This is a genomic window from Salana multivorans (assembly GCF_003751805.1).
In the GTDB taxonomy this organism is placed as follows: Bacteria; Actinomycetota; Actinomycetes; order Actinomycetales; family Beutenbergiaceae; genus Salana; species Salana multivorans.
Genome location: NZ_RKHQ01000001.1, coordinates 2631623 through 2653801 on the forward strand (window position 1 = coordinate 2631623; position 22179 = coordinate 2653801).

Annotated in this window: 18 protein-coding genes and 3 tRNA genes; 9 read left to right on the forward strand and 12 right to left on the reverse strand. The window is 72.7% G+C overall.

Annotation, left to right across the window (positions count from 1 at the left end):
• Positions 1–41: 41 nt before the first annotated feature.
• The 3 genes from EDD28_RS17390 to bcp form a co-directional block, all read right to left on the reverse strand.
• A complete protein-coding gene (locus EDD28_RS17390; protein WP_170169443.1) occupies positions 42–218 on the reverse strand; it encodes a hypothetical protein in 177 nt (58 codons plus the stop codon).
• Positions 219–499: 281 nt separating this feature from the next.
• Positions 500–584 (reverse strand) — tRNA-Leu (locus EDD28_RS11260).
• A 48-nt stretch (positions 585–632) separates the two neighbouring features.
• Positions 633–1109 carry a thioredoxin-dependent thiol peroxidase gene (gene bcp, locus EDD28_RS11265; protein ID WP_123739683.1) on the reverse strand — a complete coding sequence of 159 codons (477 nt, stop codon included), beginning with the start codon at positions 1107–1109 and terminating at the stop codon, positions 633–635.
• 263 nt (positions 1110–1372) lie between these two features.
• Here bcp and EDD28_RS11270 point away from each other — a divergent pair.
• Both EDD28_RS11270 and EDD28_RS11275 read left to right on the forward strand, forming a co-directional pair.
• Positions 1373–1448, forward strand: a tRNA-His gene (locus EDD28_RS11270).
• A 533-nt stretch (positions 1449–1981) separates the two neighbouring features.
• Positions 1982–3190 carry a YrzE family protein gene (locus EDD28_RS11275; RefSeq protein ID WP_148059600.1) on the forward strand — a complete coding sequence of 403 codons (1209 nt, stop codon included), beginning with the start codon at positions 1982–1984 and terminating at the stop codon, positions 3188–3190.
• A 209-nt stretch (positions 3191–3399) separates the two neighbouring features.
• Here the strand turns inward: EDD28_RS11275 and EDD28_RS11280 are convergent, their stop codons facing one another.
• From EDD28_RS11280 to EDD28_RS11300, 5 genes are all read right to left on the reverse strand, one after another.
• A complete protein-coding gene (locus EDD28_RS11280) occupies positions 3400–4551 on the reverse strand; it encodes an ankyrin repeat domain-containing protein (RefSeq protein WP_123740072.1) in 1152 nt (383 codons plus the stop codon).
• Positions 4552–5028: 477 nt separating this feature from the next.
• Positions 5029–5538: an SRPBCC domain-containing protein gene (locus EDD28_RS11285; protein ID WP_123739685.1), complete on the reverse strand. Its 510-nt coding sequence runs from the start codon at positions 5536–5538 to the stop codon at positions 5029–5031.
• 10 nt (positions 5539–5548) lie between these two features.
• Complete coding sequence (orn, locus tag EDD28_RS11290) at positions 5549–6163, reverse strand: oligoribonuclease (protein ID WP_123740073.1); 615 nt, start codon at positions 6161–6163, stop codon at positions 5549–5551.
• A 127-nt stretch (positions 6164–6290) separates the two neighbouring features.
• Positions 6291–7253 carry an ATP-grasp domain-containing protein gene (locus tag EDD28_RS11295; protein ID WP_123739686.1) on the reverse strand — a complete coding sequence of 321 codons (963 nt, stop codon included), beginning with the start codon at positions 7251–7253 and terminating at the stop codon, positions 6291–6293.
• A gap of 111 nt (positions 7254–7364) precedes the next feature.
• Positions 7365–7437 (reverse strand) — tRNA-Lys (locus tag EDD28_RS11300).
• Positions 7438–7497: 60 nt separating this feature from the next.
• Here EDD28_RS11300 and EDD28_RS11305 point away from each other — a divergent pair.
• On the forward strand, positions 7498–8304 hold the full coding sequence (locus tag EDD28_RS11305) for a glycerophosphodiester phosphodiesterase family protein (protein WP_123739687.1): 807 nt from the start codon (positions 7498–7500) through the stop codon (positions 8302–8304).
• Between the two features lie 12 nt (positions 8305–8316).
• Here the strand turns inward: EDD28_RS11305 and EDD28_RS11310 are convergent, their stop codons facing one another.
• Positions 8317–10017, reverse strand: coding sequence for a SulP family inorganic anion transporter (locus EDD28_RS11310; RefSeq protein WP_123739688.1), 1701 nt, complete (start codon positions 10015–10017; stop codon positions 8317–8319).
• Positions 10017–10379, reverse strand: coding sequence for an ArsR/SmtB family transcription factor (locus EDD28_RS11315; protein ID WP_123739689.1), 363 nt, complete (start codon positions 10377–10379; stop codon positions 10017–10019). Before EDD28_RS11315 ends, EDD28_RS11310 begins: the two co-directional genes overlap by 1 nt.
• A gap of 280 nt (positions 10380–10659) precedes the next feature.
• On the opposite strand from EDD28_RS11315, the gene EDD28_RS11320 reads away from it, so the two are divergent.
• Positions 10660–12456, forward strand: coding sequence for a ribonucleoside triphosphate reductase (locus EDD28_RS11320; protein WP_123739690.1), 1797 nt, complete (start codon positions 10660–10662; stop codon positions 12454–12456).
• A 10-nt stretch (positions 12457–12466) separates the two neighbouring features.
• Complete coding sequence (locus EDD28_RS11325) at positions 12467–13288, forward strand: anaerobic ribonucleoside-triphosphate reductase activating protein (protein ID WP_123739691.1); 822 nt, start codon at positions 12467–12469, stop codon at positions 13286–13288.
• 174 nt (positions 13289–13462) lie between these two features.
• On the opposite strand, the gene EDD28_RS11330 is transcribed toward EDD28_RS11325, so the two are convergent.
• Positions 13463–14260, reverse strand: a complete 798-nt coding sequence (locus EDD28_RS11330; RefSeq protein ID WP_211339171.1) for a class I SAM-dependent methyltransferase — start codon at positions 14258–14260, stop codon at positions 13463–13465.
• Between the two features lie 124 nt (positions 14261–14384).
• A complete protein-coding gene (locus EDD28_RS11335; RefSeq protein ID WP_123739692.1) occupies positions 14385–16028 on the reverse strand; it encodes a phosphatase PAP2 family protein in 1644 nt (547 codons plus the stop codon).
• A gap of 262 nt (positions 16029–16290) precedes the next feature.
• On the opposite strand from EDD28_RS11335, the gene EDD28_RS11340 reads away from it, so the two are divergent.
• The 4 genes from EDD28_RS11340 (at position 16291) to metH (ending at position 22179) form a co-directional block, all read left to right on the forward strand.
• Positions 16291–17238: a sulfurtransferase gene (locus EDD28_RS11340; RefSeq protein WP_123739693.1), complete on the forward strand. Its 948-nt coding sequence runs from the start codon at positions 16291–16293 to the stop codon at positions 17236–17238.
• 25 nt (positions 17239–17263) lie between these two features.
• Positions 17264–17749: a SufE family protein gene (locus tag EDD28_RS11345; protein ID WP_123739694.1), complete on the forward strand. Its 486-nt coding sequence runs from the start codon at positions 17264–17266 to the stop codon at positions 17747–17749.
• Between the two features lie 97 nt (positions 17750–17846).
• Positions 17847–18476 (forward strand): DUF1345 domain-containing protein, encoded by a 630-nt coding sequence (locus tag EDD28_RS11350; RefSeq protein ID WP_123739695.1) that lies wholly within the window; start codon positions 17847–17849, stop codon positions 18474–18476.
• Between the two features lie 139 nt (positions 18477–18615).
• Complete coding sequence (gene metH, locus EDD28_RS11355) at positions 18616–22179, forward strand: methionine synthase (RefSeq protein ID WP_245968066.1); 3564 nt, start codon at positions 18616–18618, stop codon at positions 22177–22179.

A 22179-nucleotide genomic window follows, 5' to 3' on the forward strand; every position in this document is an offset into this window, starting at 1 on the left:
GGGCGGCGGGTGCCGAGCCTTCCGCCGTCGGGTCGAGAGAGCTAGGGCGTGTCCGCGTCGTTGGTACCGCCCGCGTCGCTGGCGCGGGCGGCGTCGAGGACGTCGAGGAAGGCCCGCACGGCGGGCGAGGCGTTGAAGTCGCTCGTGGCGGCCGTGCTCGACGCGGGTGGGGCGCTGCTCGGGCTGCTCCCGCCGCTCGTGGCGGCCGTCGTCGGCACGGTCGTGGCGGGGGAGGCGCTGACGCCGGTGCAGCTCGTCGGGTTCGCGGTGGCACTCGCGGCGATGACCGGACAGCTCGTGCCGACGCGGGGGCGGGTCGGGGGTTGCCGGTCGGGCGCTCCGTGGCGCCGTGGCCACACCAGCGCCGGATCGCCGCAACGACCCGGTCAGACGGTGACCGCGGGCCTCGCCGCGTCCACCTCCGAGCCGGGTCGCTCCCGACACACGGTCCTGCGGTGGCCACGGTGCCGACGCGCCGGGCCGGTCACCGTCCAGCGGGTGGTGCGCGAGAGGGGACTTGAACCCCTACGTCCGAGGACACTGGAACCTAAATCCAGCGCGTCTGCCAATTCCGCCACTCGCGCGAGTGCCAGCCCAGCGTAGTCGGCGGAGCGTCGGGCGCGGCTGCGGCGTCAGGCCAGCCCGAGGTCCCGCTTCAGCTTCGCGACGTGGCCGGTCGCGCGGACGTTGTACTGCGCGAGACCGATCGTCCCGTCGGGCTCGACGACGAACGTCGAGCGGATGACGCCGACGACGAGCTTGCCGTAGAGCTTCTTCTCGCCCCACGCGCCGTAGGCCTCGAGGACCTTCTTGTCGGGGTCGGACGCGACGATGAACGGCAGCCCCTCGCGCTCGACGAACGAGTCGAGCTTCTCGATCGTGTCCGGCGAGATGCCGACGACCGTGTAGCCGGCCCGCTCGAGCGAGGCGTAGGAGTCCTTGAAGTCGCAGGCCTGGGTGGTGCAGCCCGGCGTGCCGGCGGCGGGGTAGAAGTAGACGATGACGCCCTTGGGCGCCCGCGTGCGCAGCTCGGCGAGGCTCACCTCGTCCCCGCCTGCGGTCGGAAGGGTGAACTCGGGGGCGACGTCGCCCACCGTGAGCGTGGCCATCGGGATGCTCCTCGGTCATGGGGTCGGCGCACTGCCGTGTCGTGCGCGAGGCGCGCCGTGCGTGCCCCGGTCGATCTTGCCCTACCGGGCACGAGCGGTCACGTCGGTCTCACGAATGGGTCCGTCCGGGGCGTCCGCCGGCGGCCTCTCCGCCGCGTCCCGCCGCGGCTGCGGGGAGGCGGAGGCACGGGTCCGGATCGGCTATGCTAGATCGGCACTACAGCGCCGCCGCCTCCGGGAGGACGGTGCGACGTGGTGCGATGGTGGGTATAGCTCAGCTGGTAGAGCACCTGGTTGTGGTCCAGGGGGTCGCGGGTTCAAGTCCCGTTACTCACCCCAATAAAGTAGGCCCCTGACCTGGGCAAACGCCCAGGTCAGGGTAGATGTCGGAGCCGACAGTTACGGTCCCCGGTAATACGGGATGGCACGGAACGGACTCGGACGACATGGCAAGCATCGCAACGCGCACCCGAAGCGACGGCTCGAAGAGCTGGCGGGTCCGGTTCTCGCGATGATCCGTGATCTGAGCCTCAGCGAGGCTCGCCACACCCTCCGCACCGGTCTCCTTGGCGCTCCAAATCTGGTGCACCGACCACTACGCGACCCTTCACCCCGACCACCTCTCTCCCGACGGGCTCATTCCCGCCCGCGAGAGCGAGGACATCTTCTGGGACCTCAGCAGCCGGTACGCCGGGCCTGGACCCGCATGAGTAAGGCATGCCCGGGCGCCTCGTAAGTACGAGGAAGTGCCAGGTAGGGCGAGGCGTCTATCACCTGCGGTGTCCCTCGAACGAGGCGCTGCGTGTGTGATCGTGGTCCATGATGGGCGGAACCACCATCGTGCGCGACAACCGAGGAGTCCGGCAGCGAGGATGAGCACAGCAAGCGAGCGGTACCGGGGGCATCCCGTGTGGGAGACGTTGAAACTAAAGAAGGAGGCGCTGGCCGCCGCAAGGTTTGACAGTGCCGAGTCGGAGCAATGGCGCAAGGACGTTGTCGAGTGGCTCACTGAAGCTGCGAAGACTCGAGAAACGAGAGTACCAGCGCTCTACCTTGGCATACTGGACCAGGTAAGTGCGGAGCTGAACGCGTTGCCGGTCACTACGAGTGAGTTCGCCGCCCACGTCGGTGTAGTTCGTATGTACAACCCTCCGAGAATCCAGGGCCTCGAGCAGGCGCTTCGGCTGCTGCCGCTGCCACCGCCGAAGGACCTCGCTGCCAGCTATATACTCCTGCTGGATCAGGAAGTGGATGCCCGTAACACTCTGCTCAGAGAGTTCCGCGAATCGATCAGAAAGACAGAGGACGCTCTGACCAAGCGTCAAGCTGAGGTGGCTCGTCTCAATGCAGAGATCGAGTCTCTTCGGAACCAAGTGGCCAACGAGCGAGCCGCGATCGAGACTGTGCGAGCCGAAGCCGCCTCGAAGATCGCTACTGAGTGGACTGTGACTCTGGCGGAGTGGAAGGCGAAGGCCGACGAGGCATACGCTGGGCACAATGAGGAAGCCGTGGAACACGTCGCGGGCCTCGCCGCGACCGCTAAGGCGGGAAGATCGCTTGCAGAGCACGCGGCGGGATCCCTGAGCGCTGCCGACTGGATGGGGCGTGCGAAGCGTGAGCGTCGAGCAGCGCAGTGGATGCGGGCGGGGGCCGTGGGAGCCTTCCTGGTAGCCGTGGCGGTTGGGTGGTTCATCGTGTCTGAGGCAATTCGCAACGAGTTCGACTTGACGATCGGGGACGGCATCCTCCGTGCCAGTATCGCCGTCGTGGTCGGTGCGTTCGGTGGGCTACTCTTGCGCGAGTCCAGTCGACACTTCCGAGAGTCTGACACCTCGGAGGACGTCGCTCTCTCGTTGCAGGCCCTCGCCCCGTTCTACGCAGACGCTGACGACGACGTTCGAAAGGCGGCCCGGGTTCAAGTCGGTGACGCCGTTCTCGTCAAGAACGTGCTCTCGCGCTTCGCCAACCGCGACGCGGCAAAGCACGCCGCGGACGTGACGTCGCTGGACCTGTCCAAGGTGGTCGAGGAGTCAGCGAAGGCCCTCGGGAAGGCGTCCGGGGTCGAACGGTCGGGTAGCTAGTCAGCCCAGGATGCGCAGCCGCGGTCCATCTTGCAGCGTGGCGTGCGTCCCCACGTCGCATGAGTAATGGGTTCGGGTTCCGCCGCTTGCTGGAGACTCTGTCCGTGGTGACGCGGCCCCGGATCGGCCTCTTTTCCCCGCCGTACTCGCCCTTTGTCTTGCCGGCGTGGCAGGAGGGCCGTCGCCGCCCCCGGATGCGCGGGCCGGGTTCAGCCGTCCTGGGCCTCCAGCAGCGCGGCGATCTCGGTGTAGCCGCGCTCGCGTGCGTGCTCCAGGGCCGTGACGCCGTCGCGGTCGGCGATCGACGGGTCGGCACCCGCGTCGAGCAGGATCCGGACGATCTCCTGGTGGTCCGGCCCGCCGTCGCCGAGGATGACGGCCTCCAGCAGCGCGGTCCAGCCCAGGTCGTTGACGTGGTCCACATCGATCCCGGTCGCCACGACGCGTCGCACGTAGTCGACGTGGCCGCGCTCGCTGGCGGGGATCACCGCGATGCCGCCGAAGCGGTTGCGGATCGACATGTCGGGGTCGGCCGGGAGCAGCGTCTCCAGCATCTCCACGCTGCCGGTGACGCCGGTGACGAGCCACGGGGTGTCGTGCCGATCGTCCAGCGCGTCGGGCGACGCGCCCATCGCGACGAGCAGCCGCGCCGTCGCGACGTGATCCTCAGCGGCCGCGAGCAGCAGGGCGGTGCGGCCCTGCGCGTCGCGCGCCTCCGGGTCCGCACCAGCCCGCAGTGCGAGTGCCACGCCGTCGGCGTCGCCGCTCGCCGCCGCGGCGAGGAGCTCGGCGTCCGGTCGCGCGATCTCGCCGGCGTCGGCCGCGCGTAGCAGGACTCGCTCCAGCCCGTCGTAGCCCCGCTCGCCGGCCATCTGGAGCGGGGTGAGCCGCTCGCTCCCCGACGGCCGGTCGAGCTCCACCCCACCCGCGATGAGGACGCGCAGGGTCGCGGCGTAGTCGTCCGTGTCCTGGCCGAGCCAGACCGCCTCGTGGATCGCCTGGTAGCCGATGCGGTTCACGTGGTCGCGATCGATGTCCGCGCGGAGCAGCTCGCCGACGACGAGGTCGTGGCCCCGCTCGGCCGCGCGGATCAGTCCGGTGCCGTTCCAGCTGTCCCTGTCGTCGACCTGGGCGCCGTTCGCCAGCGTGAGCCGGAGCAGCTCGAGGTACCCCTCGCTCGTGGCGATCAGGTAGGCGGACTGCTGCGTCGAGTCCGTGGCGTTGACGTCGGCTCCCAGCTCGACGAGCTCGCGGGCGCGCGGGACGTCGTTCGCCCAGGCGGCCTCGCGCAGCCGCTGGTCGAGCAGGTCCTGCGTCGCGGCGGCCTCGGCGCTGGGGCCGGACTCGTGGGGTGCTGGCATGACGCTCCTCGGGGCGCTGGGAGACGGTGAGTCGTCCGGTCCACCCACGCACGAGGCGAGACTCGACGCCGCGGCGACGGCGACGAGGGCGACGAGCATGCGGGGGCGCTTCACGGCTGGCTCCGTTCCGACGGTTTGGTATACCAACCATAGTCGCGCGGGTCGGAGCCGCTCCCGCCTCGGTCGGTCGCCGGGGCTCGATGGCGGCTCGACGGCGGCTCGACAGGGCGGACGAGGAGAGGCGGACCGGCCGCCCTCGCCGCGTCGGGCTCGCGAGGGCGAGCGCGGGCGGGGCCGTCACCCTCACGGACACGTGGGCGCGCTACGGCGACTGGTCCGCGCCGTGAGCGCCGGCCGGTCGTCGTCGGTGCGGCACGGCGCGTTCGACACGTCCGGCCGGGCTCGCGGAGCAGGTTGGACGTGAGCGGCGGGTCGTGCACGGGCTGAGCGTCTCGACCCGCACGACGGGGTCGTCCGCTACCGGTTCCCGGTCGCCGATGGCCCTCGTCCCCCGGTGCGGGACCCGGACCGAGGCCCCTCGACGAGGCGGGCGAGGTTGTCGAGGGCCATCCGGGTGCCGGCCTCGTTGTCTGCCGCGGGGATGACGTCGGGGATGCCCTCGTGCCGGATCGTGACGTCCGTCCCGCCGTCCGCGTCGGTGAGGGTCGTCGTCATGGTCATCGTGCCCCGGAGGCTCGCGTCGTCGGACTCGAACTCCGCGGTCTCGACCACCATCTTGTCGGGCACGAGCCTGACGAAGGTCCCGTGGTAGGTGTCGGTCCCGGCGTCCGTCTTGCCGGCGCCGTCCGCCGCGTCGTAGCTGAGCGAGATGCGGAACCGGCCACCCTCGCGGGCGTCGAGCTCGTGCACCCGTCCGGTCATGCCGTCCGGGACCCGCCAGGTCGCGATCGCGACCGGATCGATCAGCGCCCGGTAGACCGCGGTGCGTGGTGCCCGCAGGTGCCGGGTGACGGTCGTGGCGTACATCGGCGTGCGGTCAGCTCTCCTCGACCGCCACCACCTCGGCGCTCCCGACGACGGCCGACGTCGGCGCCGCGGCGACGAGGGCCGCCTTCTTGCGCAGGTCGAGCGTGGTCGGCCCGTCACCGTCGGGGAAGAGGGCGGCGCGGTAGTAGCGCAGCTCGTCGATCGACTCCGCGATGTCGGCGAGCGCCCGGTGGCCCCCGTTCTTGCGCGGCGAGGCGAAGTAGGCGCGCGGGTACCAGCGGCGCGCGAGCTCCTTGATCGACGACACGTCGATGACCCGGTAGTGCAGGTGCGCGATGAGCTCGGGCATCTCGCGCTCGAGGAAGACCTTGTCGGTCCCGATCGAGTTGCCGGCGAGCGGCGCCTTGCGCGCCTCGGGCACGTACTGCTTGACGTAGGTCATGACGCGCTCGCGCGCCTCCTCCATCGAGATGCCGTCGGCCAGCTCGTCGATGAGGCCGGACGTCGTGTGCATCTCCCGGACGACGTCGTTCATCCGCTCGACCACACCGGGCGGGGGAGCGATGACGAGGTCGATCCCGTCGCCGAGCGGCGTGAGGTCGGAGTCGGTCACGATGACCGCGACCTCGACGAGCGCGTCGTTCTTCGAGTCCAGGCCCGTCATCTCGCAGTCGATCCAGACGATGGGGTCGACGTCGGTCGCGTGGTGCGTTGTCACCCCGCCACCCTAGTCAGGCCGTCGGACGGGCGCGTCCGGCCCGGGTCGCCGACGGCCGCGGGCGCCGACCGGCTCAGACCGCGTTGCTGTCGTTCTTCGGGTCGGCGCCGAACGCGACCTCGCGCAGGATCGCGGACGCGAACCGGTCCAGCGACCCCGGCCCGAGGGGCGTGTACAGCGCCGGCTCGATGAGCTCGAGCTCCATGAGCAGCGGCTCCTGGTCGCCGCGCACCACGAGGTCGATCCGGGCGTAGAGCAACGGCCGGGACTGCAGCGACCGACCCGGGATGAGCTTGCGCACGGTCGTGAGGATCTCGCTGGCCGTCCGGATCTCGAGCTCCGACGGCTGCCACGGCTGCATCGTCTCCCGCGTGTAGACGCTCTCGTCGGCCGACTCCTCGCCCACGAGCATCGCGCCCTTGTGGATCGCGTGGGAGTACTCGCCGTGGAGGAACACGAGCGAGCTCTCGCCGAACGTGTCGATCTCGGGCATGTAGCGCTGGACGAGGACGGTGCGGTGCTCGTTCAGCAGCCGGTGCGCGTGGGCGATCGCCATCCGCCGCGAGTCGGCGTCGGTCGACGTGTATCGCCCGGTGTCAGCCGACCCGGCCGAGATGGCCGGCTTGACCACGAAGTCCTCGCGGGCGGGGAACCGGTTGTGCAGGTCGCGCTTGGCGTAGGTGCGGGTCGGCTCCAGCCAGAGCGTCTCGACGACCGGCAGCCCGGCCTCGGCCAGCGCCGCGAGGTAGTGCTTGTCGCTGTTCCACCGCACGACGTTGAGCGGGTTGCGCAGCGTCGGCACCGTCGCGGCCCAGGCGAGGAAGGCGTCGCGGCGCTCGGAGTAGTCCCAGACCGAGCGCAGCACGACGAGGTCGAACGACGACCAGTCGACACCGTCGTCCTCCCACACCTCGATCGAGGCGGTCGCGCCGCGCTCGGCGAGCGCGACGAGAAGGGCGCGGTCCTCGGGCTCGCCCTCGGGCAGGTCGGCGCTCGTGACGAGTGCGATGCGGGGCGTGGGTGCGACGGTGCTCACCGGCCCACCGTAACGGCTCCGCGTCGCCTCGCGCGTCCGGCCCGGTCGCCGCCGCGACCGGGAACACGACAAGGGCCCCGGTTCGCGTCTCCGCGAGCCGGGGCCCTGCTGTACACCCCCTGGGACTCGAACCCAGAACCCACTGATTAAGAGTCAGTTGCTCTGCCAATTGAGCTAGAGGTGCTCGTGAACTTCCGGGTGACCGGCGCGCTCAACGGAGAATTACTCTAGCACGAGAGAGGCTGTGAGTGTGAATCGAGAGCGTCCCGGCGGCCGTGCCGTCTATGAGATCGGCCACCCCGTCGTCCTGGCCCACCGTGGTGGGCTCGCCGAGCTCCCCGAGAACTCGCGGGAGGCCTTCGACCGGATGGTCGACCTCGGCGTCGGCGTCCTCGAGACGGACGTGCGGCACACCCTCGACGGCTACCCCGTCCTCGCCCACGACGAGACGCTGTCGCGGCTCTACGGCGACCCGCGCAACGTCTCCTCCGTCCCGTGGGACGAGCTGTCCGAGATGCGCGACACCGACGGCGCCGCGCCCATGCTGCTGCGCGACCTGCTCGAGAGCTACCCGCGGCTCGTCGTCAACATCGACGCCAAGACGGACGAGGTCGTGGCGCCCCTGCTGCGCGACGTCCGCGAGGCCGGAGCGACGCGCCGCGTCTGCCTCACCGCGTTCTCCGCGCGTCGCGTCGCCACGATGGCCCGGGTGACCCAGGAGAAGGCGATGATCGGCGTCGGGATGGCGGACGTCGCCCGCCTGCTCGCCTGGACCCACCTGCCCGGACGGGCGGCGGTGCTCGCGTCCGTCGGGCGCTACGCCGGCTCGCCGCGCGCCATCCAGGTCCCGCTGACCTTCCGCGGGATCCCGGTCGTGACGGCGAAGTTCGTCGACGCCGCCCACTCCGCCGGGCACGTCGTCCACGTCTGGACGGTCAACGACCCCGCCGAGATGCACCGGCTGCTCGACCTGGGGATCGACGGCATCGTGACCGACGTGCCGACGCTCGCGACGCGGGTCTGGGCCGAGCGCGGGCTGGCGCCGGCGTAGCCGGTTCGGCGCTCACCCCTCGGCGTCGGCGTGCGCCCCGCTCACGTGCTCGCGCGCGTGGGCGACGGCGTCCTCCAGCGTGTCGAACCGGTGCGCCGCGTACCGCAGCGACCCGATCATCCCGGACCGGTCCGCGACGACGACGTGCTCGGGCCGCAGGCCCTTGATGAGCACCGTGACGCCGCGCGCCTCGAGCTGCGTCACCACCTCGCCGAGGCGTCTCGCGCCCGTCGGGTCCATCAGACCCAGCGCCGAGAGCCGGAGCACGACGACGACCGCGCGGGAGTCGGCGATGTCGTCCATGATCCGGTCGGCGGCGCCGAAGAACAGCGAGCCCGACACGGTGAGCAGCGCGATCTGCTCGTCGCCCGGCCGCGCCGGTCCCGGAAGCTGCTCGCGCCGGACGCTCGTCGTCCGCGACAGCGTGCGCAGCGCGAAGAACGCCGCCAGCGCCACGCCGACCTCGACGGCCGTGATGAGGTCGAGGAACACCGTGCACGCGATGGTGACGACGAACGTCGCGGCCGCGCTCCGGCTCACTCGCAGCAGCGCCCGGACCTCGGCCGGCCGGACCATGTGGAGCGTGGTCGAGATGAGCACCCCGGCCAGTGCCGAGAGCGGGATCGCGCCCGCGAGCCCCGCGCCGACGGCGATGACGGCGGCGAGCAGCACGGCGTGCGTGACGGAGGCGAGCCGGGACCGTGCCCCGGCCCGGACGTTGACGGCGGTGCGCGCGATCGCGCCGGTCGCCGGCATCCCGCCGAACAGCCCGGACGCGATGGACGCGAGCCCCTGGCCGACGACCTCGCGGTCCGGCAGCACGCGCCCGGTGCGCGGGTCCATCCCGGCCGCGACCCGCGCCGAGAGCAGCGACTCGATCGCCGCCAGCGCCGCGACCGCGAGCGCCGGGCCGACGAGCGGCTGCAGTGCGCCGAGGTCGACGGCCGGTAGCTGCGGTGCGGGCAGCGTCGAGGGCAGGGCGCCGATCCGCGCGATGTCGAGGCCGGCGAGCTGGGCGACCGCGGTCGCGAGCACGACGGCGACGAGCGCCCCGGGCACGCGGGGGAGCCAGCGGCGCAGCGCCTCGACGAGCGCGACGACGGCCACGGTCACGGCGAGCGGCTGCCACGCCCGCGACCAGTCGGCCCCCCGCGCGACGTCGACGGCGGCGGCCAGGGGACGAGCCCCGTGGTCGGCGTGCCCGTCGAGCGCGAGGGGCACCTGCTGCAGGGCGATGATGATCGCGATCCCCGCCGTGAACCCCTCGATCACCGGCCACGGGATGTAGACGACGACCCGGCCGAGCCGCAGGAGGCCGGCGGCCACGAGCACGAGGCCCGCCATGATGGAGATGACGACGACGGCGCCGGCGCCGTGGCTCGCGACGATGGGCGCGAGGATGACCGCCATGGCACCGGTCGGCCCCGACACCTGGACGTTGGAGCCGCCGAACACGGCCGCGACGAGGCCGGCGACGATCGCCGTGACGATCCCGGCGGAGGCGTCGAGCCCGGAGGAGATGCCGAACGCGAGCGCGAGCGGCAGCGCGACGACGCCGACCGTGACGCCGGCGAGCAGGTCGCCGCGCCAGTGGCGGCGGACGGGGCGCAGGTCGGCCGGCCCGGGCAGGAGGCCCGCGAGGTGCCGGGTGACCCGGCGCGCCCGCGCGGGGGTGGTGGGCGACGCCGGTCGCGTCTGGGTCGGGGCGGACATCACGACGCGGGCGCGATGCGCGGCAGGGCCTCGGCGGCGGCGAGCTGGTCGGAGCCGCGGGCGAGGGAGTCGAGGAGGAAGGTGCGCGCCGCCGTGAGGAGGTCGACCACCGCCGGGTGCGCCGTGCGGTAGTAGACGTGCGATCCGGCGCGCCGGGACTCGACGACACCGTGGCGCTTGAGCACGGCGAGGTGGCCGGACAGGTGCGAGGGGCTGACGGCGAGGTCGGCGAGCAGGTCGGCGACGCTGACCTCACCGGTCGAGGCGACGAGCAGCTCCAGCACCCGGATCCGGACGGGGTGGGCGAGCGCGCGGAACAGGTTGGCCTTGATCTCGTAGAGCGGGGCCTGCGTGGGGTTCACGGTTTCACAATATCGTGAAATCGAGGCGGGTCCGGCCTCGGCCCCCGGGTCGTGACGCCGCGTCACCGGGCACGGCCCGGACGGCGTGACCCGGGTCGAAGGTCCCGGTTTCAGTGTGGGATAGATCACAGGACCTACTAGATCTAGTGTCGGCGCGTCGTTGTCACCACATCATCTTGTGGTCGGCGTAGATTTGTTGGCGAGACGTTCGCGTCCCGGGACGCCGGGGCGCCCACCCGATCACCAGCACCGACCCGACCCGAACCCAGGAGTGAGAGACATGCCCACCGTCGACGCAGCCGCCACCATCGAGGAGTACCTGGAGCGCTCGGACTGGCGCGTCAACGCCAACGCCAACCAGGGGTTCTCGCTCGGCGGGATGATCCTCAACTCCTCCGGCAAGGTCGTCGCGAACTACTGGCTCGAGCGGGTCTACGCCCCCGAGGCCGGCCTCGCCCACCGCGAGGGAGCCATCCACATCCACGACCTCGACATGCTCTCGGGCTACTGCGCCGGCTGGAGCCTGCGCACGCTGGTGGAGGAGGGGTTCGGCGGTGTCGCCGGGGCCATCGCCTCGCGCCCGCCGAAGCACCTGTCGAGCGCGTGCGGCCAGATCGTCAACTTCCTCGGCACGCTGCAGAACGAGTGGGCGGGCGCGCAGGCGTTCAGCTCGTTCGACACCTACCTCGCGCCCTTCGTCCGCCTGGACGACATGGCCTACGAGGACGTCCTGCAGTGCCTCCAGGAGATGATCCACAACCTCAACGTCCCGTCCCGGTGGGGGACGCAGACCCCGTTCACCAACCTCACGTTCGACTGGAACCCGCCCGCCGACCTCGCCGACCAGCGTCCGCTCATCGGCGGCGAGGTCATGGACTTCACCTACGGCGAGCTGCAGGCGGAGATGGACCTCATCAACCGCGCCTACATCGAGGTGATGACGGAGGGCGACGCCGACGGCCGCGTCTTCACCTTCCCGATCCCCACCTACAACATCACCCGCGACTTCGACTGGGACGGCGAGAACGCCGCTCGGCTGTGGGCCATGACGGCGAAGTACGGGCTGCCGTACTTCCAGAACTTCATCAACTCGGAGCTCGACCCCGGCATGATCCGCTCGATGTGCTGCCGCCTCCAGCTCGACCTGCGCGAGCTCCTCAAGCGGGGCAACGGCCTGTTCGGCTCGGCCGAGCAGACGGGCTCGATCGGCGTCGTGACGGTCAACACCGCGCGGCTGGGCTACCTGTTCGCCTCCGACGAGGCCGGGCTCCTCGCCGAGCTGGACCGCCTGCTGGAGATCGGCCGGGACAGCCTCGAGGTCAAGCGGGTGTTCGTCCAGGGCCTCATCGACGGCGGCCTCTACCCGTGGACCCGCCGCTACCTCGGCACGCTCGAGAACCACTTCTCGACGCTCGGCGTGAACGGCATGAACGAGATGGTGCGCAACTTCTACCTCGGCGAGAAGGACCTGACCGACCCCGAGGGCCGGGAGCTCGTCCTGCGCGTCCTCGACCACGTCCGCGCGCGGCTCGTGGAGTTCCAGGAGCAGACCGGGCACCTGTACAACCTCGAGGCGACGCCGGCCGAGGGCGCGACGTACCGGTTCGCGAAGGAGGACCGCAAGCGGTTCCCCGGCATCCTCCAGGCCGGCACCGACGCCAACCCGTACTACACGAACTCCTCCCAGCTCCCCGTCGACCACACGACCGACCCGTTCCACGCGCTCGAGCTCCAGGACGAGCTGCAGCGCAAGTACACGGGCGGCACGGTCCTGCACCTCTACCTCGGCGAGCAGGTCAGCTCCGCCGATGCGTGCAAGGAGCTGGTGCGCCGGTCGCTCACGCGGTTCGCGCTGCCCTACCTCACGGTGACGCCGACGTTCTCCATCTGCCCGACGCACGGCTACCTCGCCGGCGAGCAGCTCGTCTGCCCGACCTGCCAGGCGCACGGCAAGGAGGTCCAGTGCGAGGTCTGGACGCGCGTCATGGGCTACCACCGGCCGGTGCAGTCGTTCAACATCGGCAAGAAGGGCGAGTACGAGGAGCGCACGCCCTTCCGCGAGCCCGCCTTCGCGTGAGGTCCGCGCGATGACCGTCCCCGTCGACGCCTCCGTTGGCCCGGCTCCCGGTGCGCGTCCCGCGACGCGCGCCGGGCGGCCGGACGCGCGCGCGTCGCGACCGGTCGGGCGCGCGATGCCGGACGACGTGCTGCTCGACTCGCTCCAGATCGCCGGGCTCGTGCCGTTCTCGACGGTCGACTGGCCCGGCCGGCTCGTCGCGACCGCGTTCCTGCAGGGGTGCCCCTGGCAGTGCACGTACTGCCACAACCCGGACCTCCAGTCCTGCCTGGAGCCCGGGTCGGTGACCTGGGCCGAGGTCGCCGACCTGCTCGCGTCGCGCCGCGGGCTGCTCGACGCGCTCGTGCTCACCGGGGGCGAGCCGACACGTCAGCCCGGGGCGCTCGCGGCCGCGCGCTGGGCCAGGAGGAACGGGTTCGAGGTCGGGCTGCACACGGCCGGGCCCTACCCCTCTCGCCTGGCCGCGCTGCTGGACAACGTCGACTGGGTCGGGCTGGACGTCAAGGCGTCGGCCGCGCGGTACGACGGCGTCGTGGCCGCCCCGAACGCCGGTCGCAAGGCCGGCGAGTCGCTGCGGCTCGTCCTCGCGGCGGCCGAGCGCGGGCTCGGATACGAGGTGCGCACGACGGTCGCGCCGGGGATGGCCGTCGACACGCTGCGGCTCGCGCGCGAGCTGCGCGACGCCGGGGTCGCGACCTACGCGCTCCAGCAGGCGCGCGCCGAGGGCACGCTGCACCTGCGCGACGCGCACCCGCCGGGCTGGGACGAGGAGTTCGCCGGCCTGGTGGAGGACGTGCGCGCGCTGGGGTTCCCGGCGCTGCACGTCCGCTGACCGGCGCCGGCCGTCCGCTCCCCGCGGAACGGTCCGCCGCTCACCGCCGGAGCCCGGCGGAGACGTGCCGCTGACCTGCGGTGATGCGCGCGGGTCGGTCGGCGGACCCTCGGGCGCGGTGCTCGATCCGCGGGGAGCGGACCCCCGCGGCCGGTCGCCCGCTCGGGCCTCGTGTCAGGGGACGACCGCCACGGCCAGCAGGTGGGCGCTGAGCTCGAGGATCCCCGGGGTCGTCGCCGCGGCCTCGGCGAGCGTCGCGGCGGCGTCGGCGAGCCGCGGGTCGGCGTCCGCGATCGTCTCCAGGAACAGTCCGGCCGGACCCTCGACGCCGACGACCTCACGCACGGCGAGCCCCGCGTCCTCGACCTCCAGCCGCAGGTCGGCCTCGGTGTGGAAGTGGCCGGCCGGGAACCGGAGGTCCTCGGGCGGCGTCCCGTCCGCGAGGAGCCGGACCCACGCCTCCGGGAAGGGGACCGGCGTCGGGCGACCGAGCGAGACCGCCGCGAAGGCGACGAGCCGGGACAGGGCGGCCGCGACGACGACGCCGCCGGGGCGTGTCACCCGCCGCGCCTCGCGCAGCGCGCGCAGCCGGTCCTCGCGCCGGGCCAGGTGGTAGAGCGGCCCGAGCAGCAGCACCGCGTCGACGGCGCCGTCGGGACGGGCGAGGTCGCGCGCGTCGCCGAGGGACGCGGCGATGCCCGCCCGCCGGGCCGCGTCGACGTGACGGGGCACGGGATCGACGAGCTCGACGTCGTACCCGGCGGCGACGAGGGCCGCCGCGTGCCTCCCGGTCCCGCCACCGACGTCGAGGATGCGCCCGCCGGCCACATGGCGACGGATGAGGTCCTGGGTTCGGTCACGCTCCAACGGACCCTGCGCGGACCGCGTGGTGAGGCGGGCGTCCTCGTCGAACTGCTCGCCGTAGTAGGCCAAGATCCGGGCGTCGATCGCCGCCTGCTCCGGTGGTCCCAAGGCTCAGGGTCGGACCGCGGGCGCCGCGATGTCAAACGGTCGCGCGCGCGTGCCGGGGCGCCCCGGTCACCCGGGACGCCCCGCACGCGGCACGGCGGATCGCCGCCGACCCTCCCGCCGAGCCCTACCCGGCGGTGGTCCGGCGACGCGCGGTGAGCACGCCGCCCCCGCCGGCCACCAGCAGGAAGAGGGCGGCGGCGAGGACGCCGGTCGTCCCGGCTCCGGTCGACGCGAGGTCACCCGCGGCGGCCGCGCTCTCCCGGCCGGTCGCACGGGGCGACCCGGTCGACCCGCTCGACGTCGGCTCGCCCGAGGGCGTGGGCTCGCCCGACGGGGTCGGGTCCGTGGACGGCGTGGGCTCGACGGACGGCGTCGGGTCCGTCGACGGCGTCGGCTGGGGGTCGACCTCGTCGAGCACGACGACCGAGGCCGCCGCCTGACCGGGCTCGACCGAGACCACCTCGCCCTCGGAGCTGACCGTGACCCGCGAGCTCAGCGCGGCGGCGAGGTCGATCCGCTGCCAGCCGTCGGAGGTGGAGTCGAGCGGGTAGCCGGAGTCGATCTCGGTCGCCGCGAGCACCGCTCGGCGCTGGTCGTCGGAGAGCTCGGGGAACGCGGTCACCAGGAGCGCCTCGGCACCCGCGGGGACGACCGGTGCCTGACCCGCGGCACCCACCTGGTCGAAGCCGTAGGTCATCCGGGCGCGGTACGCCGCGAGCGCGGAGCCGCGGTCCGTGACGGGAGCCGTCGAGACGACGTCGGTGAAGGCGTTCGTGTAGCCGCGGTCGGCGGTGGCGCCGACGTCGTCGAGGCACTCGGCGAGCGTGGTGCCGTGGCCGTCGGCGGCGCACTCGGCCTCGAGGAACTGCGTCAGCTCCTCCCGCGCGGGCAGGACGGTGTTCGTGACGTACGCGGCGTCGCCGAGCCGCGCGGCGGCGTTGACGTGACCCGAGATGCGCCCGCCGATGACGTCGAGGGGGTAGTGCACGCCGAGCACGTTGCGGGCAAGGCCGGCCTCGGACGCGCGCGTCATGATCTCCGGACCGAGCTCGGGCAGCAGGGCGGCGAGCACGATGCCGTCGCCGTAGGCGTAGGCCGTGTGGCCGGACGGGAACGCCTGGGAGAACGAGGCAAGGACGAGGTCGTAGGTGCCGTCGTGGGTGAGCCCGGTCTCGGGGTCGGTCCACGGCGCGACCTGGACGATGCCGAGGTTCGTGGCGAGTCCGCCGAGGGCGGCGGGCCGGCCGAACGAGCGGTCCTCGAGGAACGGGCGCGGGTAGTTGTAGACGTTCTTCGCGTCGCCGGTGCTCGCCATCGCGTAGCCGAGCGCGTCGTACAGGGCCTGGGTCCGGGGCAGGGCCCCCGCGGCGAGCCCGTCGGCGAGGTAGCCGCCGATGACCGGCCCGAGGGCGTCGGGGAAGGTCTGCGTCCAGTCCAGGTCCGCGTCGATCAGCGCGCGCTTGGACTGGACGGGGTCGACGGCGCCGGCAGCGTTGATCGCCTGGAGCGTCCGGTCGTTCTCGCCCAGGATGTCGACGCCCGCGTCCGTGACCTGTCCGCGGAACGCGGTGGCCGCCTTGGTCTCGGGGCTCGTCTGGTCGTAGGGCGAGGCCTCCCAGTAGGTGGCGAACTCGCCGAGCAGCGTCGTGTGGCGGTCGGGGGCGGCGAGGGCGGGCGACGCCAGCCCGACCCCCAGGCCGAGGACGAGGCCGGAGGCCAGGATCGTGGGAACCGGGCGCGGGGCCCGCGGGCGCACGACGAGTGACATGGAGGTGTTCCTTCGCGATCATCCGCGGGTGGGTGGCAGGTGGGGCGGCGCGTCGGCCGCTGGGACGCGGATGCGGTCGCCACGGTAGGGACGCGGCGTGACGGCGGGCCCGATGCCGGGGAAACCGGGGATGAACAGCCCGCGCGCGGTGCGACCGGGTCTCGCATGACGGACGGCGGCGGTGCCCCTGTCGGTGGACGTCGAGCGCGACCTAGGCTGGCGGACTGTTGCCCGCGACCCGAGCGGGCCCGTGGAGGTCCCGATGCCCGTCAGCGCCGATGACACCAGCGACAAGCTCGCGCAGTACGCCCACCCCGAGCGGCTCGTGAGCACGCAGTGGCTCGCCGACCGGCTCGACCTCGTCGGGACGCGCGACCTCGCCGTCGTGGAGTCCGACGAGGACGTCCTGCTCTACGAGACGGGGCACATCCCCGGCGCGGTCAAGATCGACTGGCACCTCGACCTGAACGACCCCGTCGTGCGCGACTACGTCGACGGCGAGGCCTTCGCCCGTCTCCTGGAGCGCAAGGGCATCTCGCGCGACACGACGGTCGTCGTCTACGGCGACCGGTCGAACTGGTGGGCGGCCTACGCGCTGTGGGTGTTCACGCTGTTCGGCCACCCCGACGTGCGCCTGCTCGACGGTGGCCGGGACGCCTGGATCGCCGAGGGGCGCGAGCTGACGATCGCCCCGAGCGCGCCGGAGCCCGGCGGCTATCCGGTCGTGGAGCGCGACGACGCCGTGGTCCGCGCGTTCCGCGAGGACGTGACCGCCGCGCTCCGGGGCGACGGCGGGCCGACCGCGCTGGTCGACATCCGCTCGCCGCAGGAGTACACGGGCGAGCGCCTCCACATGCCCGACTACCCCGAGGAGGGTGCGCTGCGCGGCGGTCACATCCCCACGGCGGTCAACGCGCCGTGGGCGCTCGCGGTCGACGTCGACGGCACGTTCAAGCCGCGCGCCGAGCTGGCGGCGATCTACGGCTCCCCGGCCGGTGCCGACGCCCAGGCCGGCTCGGGCCTCGGACTCGCGCCCGACCAGCCGGTCATCACGTACTGCCGGATCGGCGAGCGGTCCAGCCACACGTGGTTCGTGCTCACGCACCTGCTCGGGTTCGCGGACGTGCGCAACTACGACGGGTCGTGGACCGAGTGGGGCAACGCGGTGCGCGTGCCGATCGCGACGGGCGGGGAGCCCGGGTCCGCCTGACGCGCCCCGGTGCGAGGATGGTGGCGTGAGCACGGCGCCCGTCCCCGACCTTCCCCCGACGCTCGCGGCCATCCGCGAGGACTTCCTCGCGCTGTCGGTCGCGGACCGGCTCCAGCTCCTGCTCGAGTTCGCCGGTGGCCTCCCGCCGATGCCGGAGCGGCTCGCGAACCGTCCCGAGCTGCTGGAGCCGGTGCCCGAGTGCCAGTCGCCGATCGCGTTCGTGACGGAGCTGGAGACCGACGAGACGGACGACGGGGCCGCCGTGCGCGTGCGCTTCTACGCCTCGGCCCCGCCGGGGGCGCCGACCTCGCGCGGCTTCGCCGGCATCCTCGCCGAGGGGATCGACGGGCTGAGCGTGGAGCAGGTCGAGGCGGTCCCGGGCGACTACCCGCTCACCCTCGGTCTGGCCGAGGCCGTCTCGCCCCTGCGCCTGCGCGGCATGACGGCGCTCCTCGCGCGCACCAAGCGCCAGGTCGCCGAGCGCGCGGCGGCCCGGACGCGCGCGACGTAGCCGGGCCCGGACGCGTCGGCCCGTCTGGCCCGGCCGCCACCGCGTGCGTGCCCCGTCCGTGCGCGGGCCGGCGCGTCGGCAGTGCTTGACTGTGGCCATGGCCTCCTCCCGCCGGCCCGGCGACCTCCCGGCGATCGTCCGGCTCGCCGTCGCGCTCGGGATCGGGCTCGTGGTCGGCCTGCTGCCGCGGTGGGACGGCGGCGCGGCGGCCGCACTGAGCGGCTGGGCGGCGACGGCCTTCGTCTACTGCTGCTGGACGCTCGCCGCGCTGATGCCGATGGACCCCGACCGGACGGCGGGTCACGCCACCCGCGAGGAGCCGACGCGGCTCGGCGCGCACCTCGTCGTCGCGTTCGCCGGGCTCGCGAGCCTCGTCGGGGTCGTCCTGGTCCTCATGGACCGCACGCACGTCCAGACGGTCGCGAGCGCGCTCGTCGCCGTCGTCGCGTCGTGGCTCACCGTCCACACGCTGGCGACGACGCGCTACGCGCGGCTCTACTACACCCAGCCGGTCGGCGGGGTCGACTTCCACCAGAGCGAGCCGCCGCGCTACAGCGACTTCGCCTACATGGCGTTCACCGTCGGCATGAGCTTCGCCATCTCGGACACCGATCTCGCCTCGTCGCGGATGCGGCGGACCGCGCTGGTGCACGCGCTGCAGGCGTACCTGTTCGGGACGGTCATCGTCGCCCTCCTCGTCAACCTGGTCGCCAGTCTCGGCCCCTGACGGGGCACGGGGCGGGACCGGGCGGGAACCTAGACTCGGGGCCGTGACCTCCGCCGCCCCCGCGCCCGCAGCACCCCGGCACCCGCTCGACGTCGAGGCCGTCCCGCGCCCCGCGCGCAGCCAGGGCCTCCTGGACGAGATGGCCCGGCGGGTCGTCGTCGCGGACGGCGCCATGGGCACGATGCTCCAGCGGTTCGACCCGACCCTCGAGGACTACCAGAACCTCGAGGGCTGCAACGAGATCCTCAACGTCTCGCGACCGGACATCGTCGGCGCCATCCACCGCGCGTACCTCGACGTCGGGGTCGACGCGGTCGAGACGAACACGTTCGGCGCCAACTGGTCCAACCTCGCCGACTACGGCATCGACGACCGGATCACCGAGCTGGCCCGCGAGGGAGCCCGGATCGCGCGGGCCGAGGCCGAGTCCTGCGAGCTGCGCGACGGCCGCGTCCGCTGGGTGCTCGGCTCGATGGGCCCGGGGACGAAGCTGCCGAGCCTCGGCCACACCACCTACGCCCACCTCAAGGAGACCTTCGCCCAGGCCGCCCGCGGCCTCATCGAGGGAGGCGCCGACGCGTTCCTCGTCGAGACCAGCCAGGACCTGCTCCAGACCAAGGCGACCGTCAACGCCTGCCGTCAGGCCATCGTCGAGACGGGTGTCCGGCTGCCGATCTTCGTCGAGGTCACGGTCGAGACGACGGGCACGATGCTCGTCGGATCCGAGATCGGCGCGGCCCTCACGGCCCTCGAACCGCTGCAGATCGACGCGATCGGGCTGAACTGCGCGACCGGCCCGGCCGAGATGAGCGAGCACCTGCGCCAGCTCGCGGCCCGCTCCGAGGTCCCCGTCATGTGCATGCCGAACGCCGGCCTGCCCGTCCTCGGCAGGAACGGCGCCGAGTACCCCCTCACCCCGGCCGAGCTGGGCGTGGCGCACGAGCAGTTCGTGCGGGAGTTCGGGCTGCGGCTGGTCGGAGGCTGCTGCGGCACCACCCCGGAGCACCTCGCGGCCGTCGTCGAGCGGGTCGGCCGGGACTCGGGCGTGCTCGTCCGCGACCGTCGGCCGGAGGCCGAGCCGGGCGTCGCGAGCCTCTACCAGCACGTCCCGCTCGATCAGGACGCGAGCTACCTCGCGATCGGCGAGCGGACCAACGCCAACGGCTCGAAGGCGTTCCGCGAGGCCATGCTCGCCGAGAACTGGGACGAGTGCGTCGAGATCGCGCGCGCCCAGGTCCGCGGCGGGGCGCACCTGCTCGACGTGTGCGTCGACTACGTCGGGCGCGACGGGGTGGCGGACGCCCGCGAGGTCGTCTCGCGCCTCGCCTCCGCCTCGACGCTGCCGCTCGTCATCGACTCGACCGAGCCGGCCGTGCTCCGGGCGGGGCTCGAGCTGGTCGGCGGCCGGCCCGTCATCAACTCGGTCAACTTCGAGGACGGCGAGGGCCCGACCACCCGGTTCGGCCGGATCATGCCGCTGGTGATGGAGCACGGCGCCGCGGTCGTCGCGCTCACGATCGACGAGCAGGGCCAGGCGCGCACGCGCGAGGACAAGGTGCGCATCGCCTCCCGCCTCGTCGACACGCTCGTCGGCGAGTGGGGGATGAGCGTCGGCGACATCGTCGTCGACTGCCTCACCTTCCCGATCGCGACCGGGCAGGAGGAGACGCGGCGCGACGCGATCGAGACCATCGCGGCGATCCAGGAGATCACCGCGCGCTACCCCGGGATCCACACGACGCTCGGTGTCTCCAACGTCTCGTTCGGCCTCAACCCGGCCGCGCGGATCGTGCTCAACTCGGTGTTCCTCCACGAGGCGGCGCAGGCGGGGCTGTCGTCGGCGATCGTCGACGCGGCCAAGATCGTGCCCGTCGCGTCGCTGCCCGAGGAGCAGCGGACGGTCGCGCTCGACCTCGTGTGGGACCGCCGCGAGCACGACCCGGACGGCACCGTCACCTACGACCCGCTCGCCCGGATGCTCGAGCTGTTCGAGGGCGTCGACACGAGGGCGATGCGGGACCAGCGGGCCGCCGAGCTTGCGGCCCTGCCCGTCGGCGAGCGGCTCGCGCGGCGGATCGTCGACGGGGAGGGCAAGGGGCTCGAGGCCGACCTCGATCTCGCGATGGCCGAGGGCATGGCGCCGCTGACCATCATCAACGAGCACCTCCTCGAGGGCATGAAGGTCGTCGGCGAGCGCTTCGGCGCGGGGGAGATGCAGCTCCCGTTCGTGCTGCAGTCGGCCGAGGTGATGAAGGCGGCGGTCGCGCTGCTGGAGCCGCACATGGAGAAGTCGGGGTCGAGCGCGAGCAAGGGGACGATGGTGCTCGGCACCGTGCGCGGCGACGTCCACGACATCGGCAAGAACCTCGTCGACATCATCCTCACCAACAACGGCTACACCGTCGTGAACATCGGGATCAAGCAGCCGATCGCCGACTTCATCGCGGCCGCCGAGGAGCACGACGCCGACGTCATCGGCATGTCAGGCCTCCTCGTGAAGTCGACCGTCGTGATGAAGGAGAACCTGCTCGAGCTCAACGCGCGCGGGCTCGCCACGCGGTGGCCGGTGATCCTCGGCGGCGCGGCGCTCACCCGCCCCTACGTCGAGGACGACCTGCACGAGCTGTTCGACGGCGAGGTCCGCTACGCCCGGGACGCGTTCGAGGGGCTCGCGCTCATGGAGCCGCTGGTCGCGGTCGCGCGCGGGGCGGACCCCGAGGCCGTCGGCCTGCCGCCGTTGAAGAAGCGGCGCCACACGCGGGGCGCGACGGTCACGCTGACCGAGCCCGAGGTCATGCCGGGGCGCTCCGACGTCGCGGCCGACAACCCCGTGCCGACGCCGCCGTTCTGGGGGACGAGGATCGTGCGCGGCATCCAGCTCGCCGACTTCGCGGCGTTCCTCGACGAGCGCGCGACGTTCCTCGGGCAGTGGGGCCTCAAGCCGGGACGCGGCGAGGGCGGGGCGTCCTACGAGGAGCTGGTGGCGACGGAGGGCCGGCCCCGGCTGCGCGCCTGGCTGGACCGGATCCTGGCCGAGGGCATGCTCGACGCCTCGGTGGCCTACGGGTACTTCCCGGTGGTCTCCGACGGCCAGGACGTCGTGGTGCTGCACCACGGCGACGACCCGAGCGGCGTGCTCGGCGTGCCGGGGCTGCTCGCGCCCGACGGCGGGTCGGGCGGCCAGCTCGGCGAGGAGCGGCTGCGGTTCACGTTCCCGCGCCAGCGCCGGGACCGGCACCTGTGCCTGGCCGACTTCGTCCGGTCACGCGAGGCTGCGGCCGCCGAGGGCCGCGTCGACGTGCTGCCCGTTCAGCTCGTGACGGCCGGGTCCAAGGTTGACGACGTCACCGCGCGGATGTTCGCCGAGAGCTCCTACCGGGACTACCTGGAGCTGCACGGGCTCGTCATGCAGCTCACCGAGGCGCTCGCGGAGTTCTGGCACTCCCGGATCCGCGCGGAGCTCGGGTTCGCGGGGGAGGAGCCGACCGAGGTCGAGGGACTGTTCAAGCTGGACTACCGCGGCGCGCGGTTCTCGCTCGGCTACCCGGCGTGCCCGGAGATGGAGGACCGGACCAAGGTGGTCGAGCTGCTGCGGCCGGAGCGGATGGGGGTCGAGCTGTCGGAGGAGCTGCAGCTCCACCCCGAGCAGTCGACGGACGCGTTCGTGTTCCACCACCCGGAGGCGAAGTACTTCTCCGTGTGA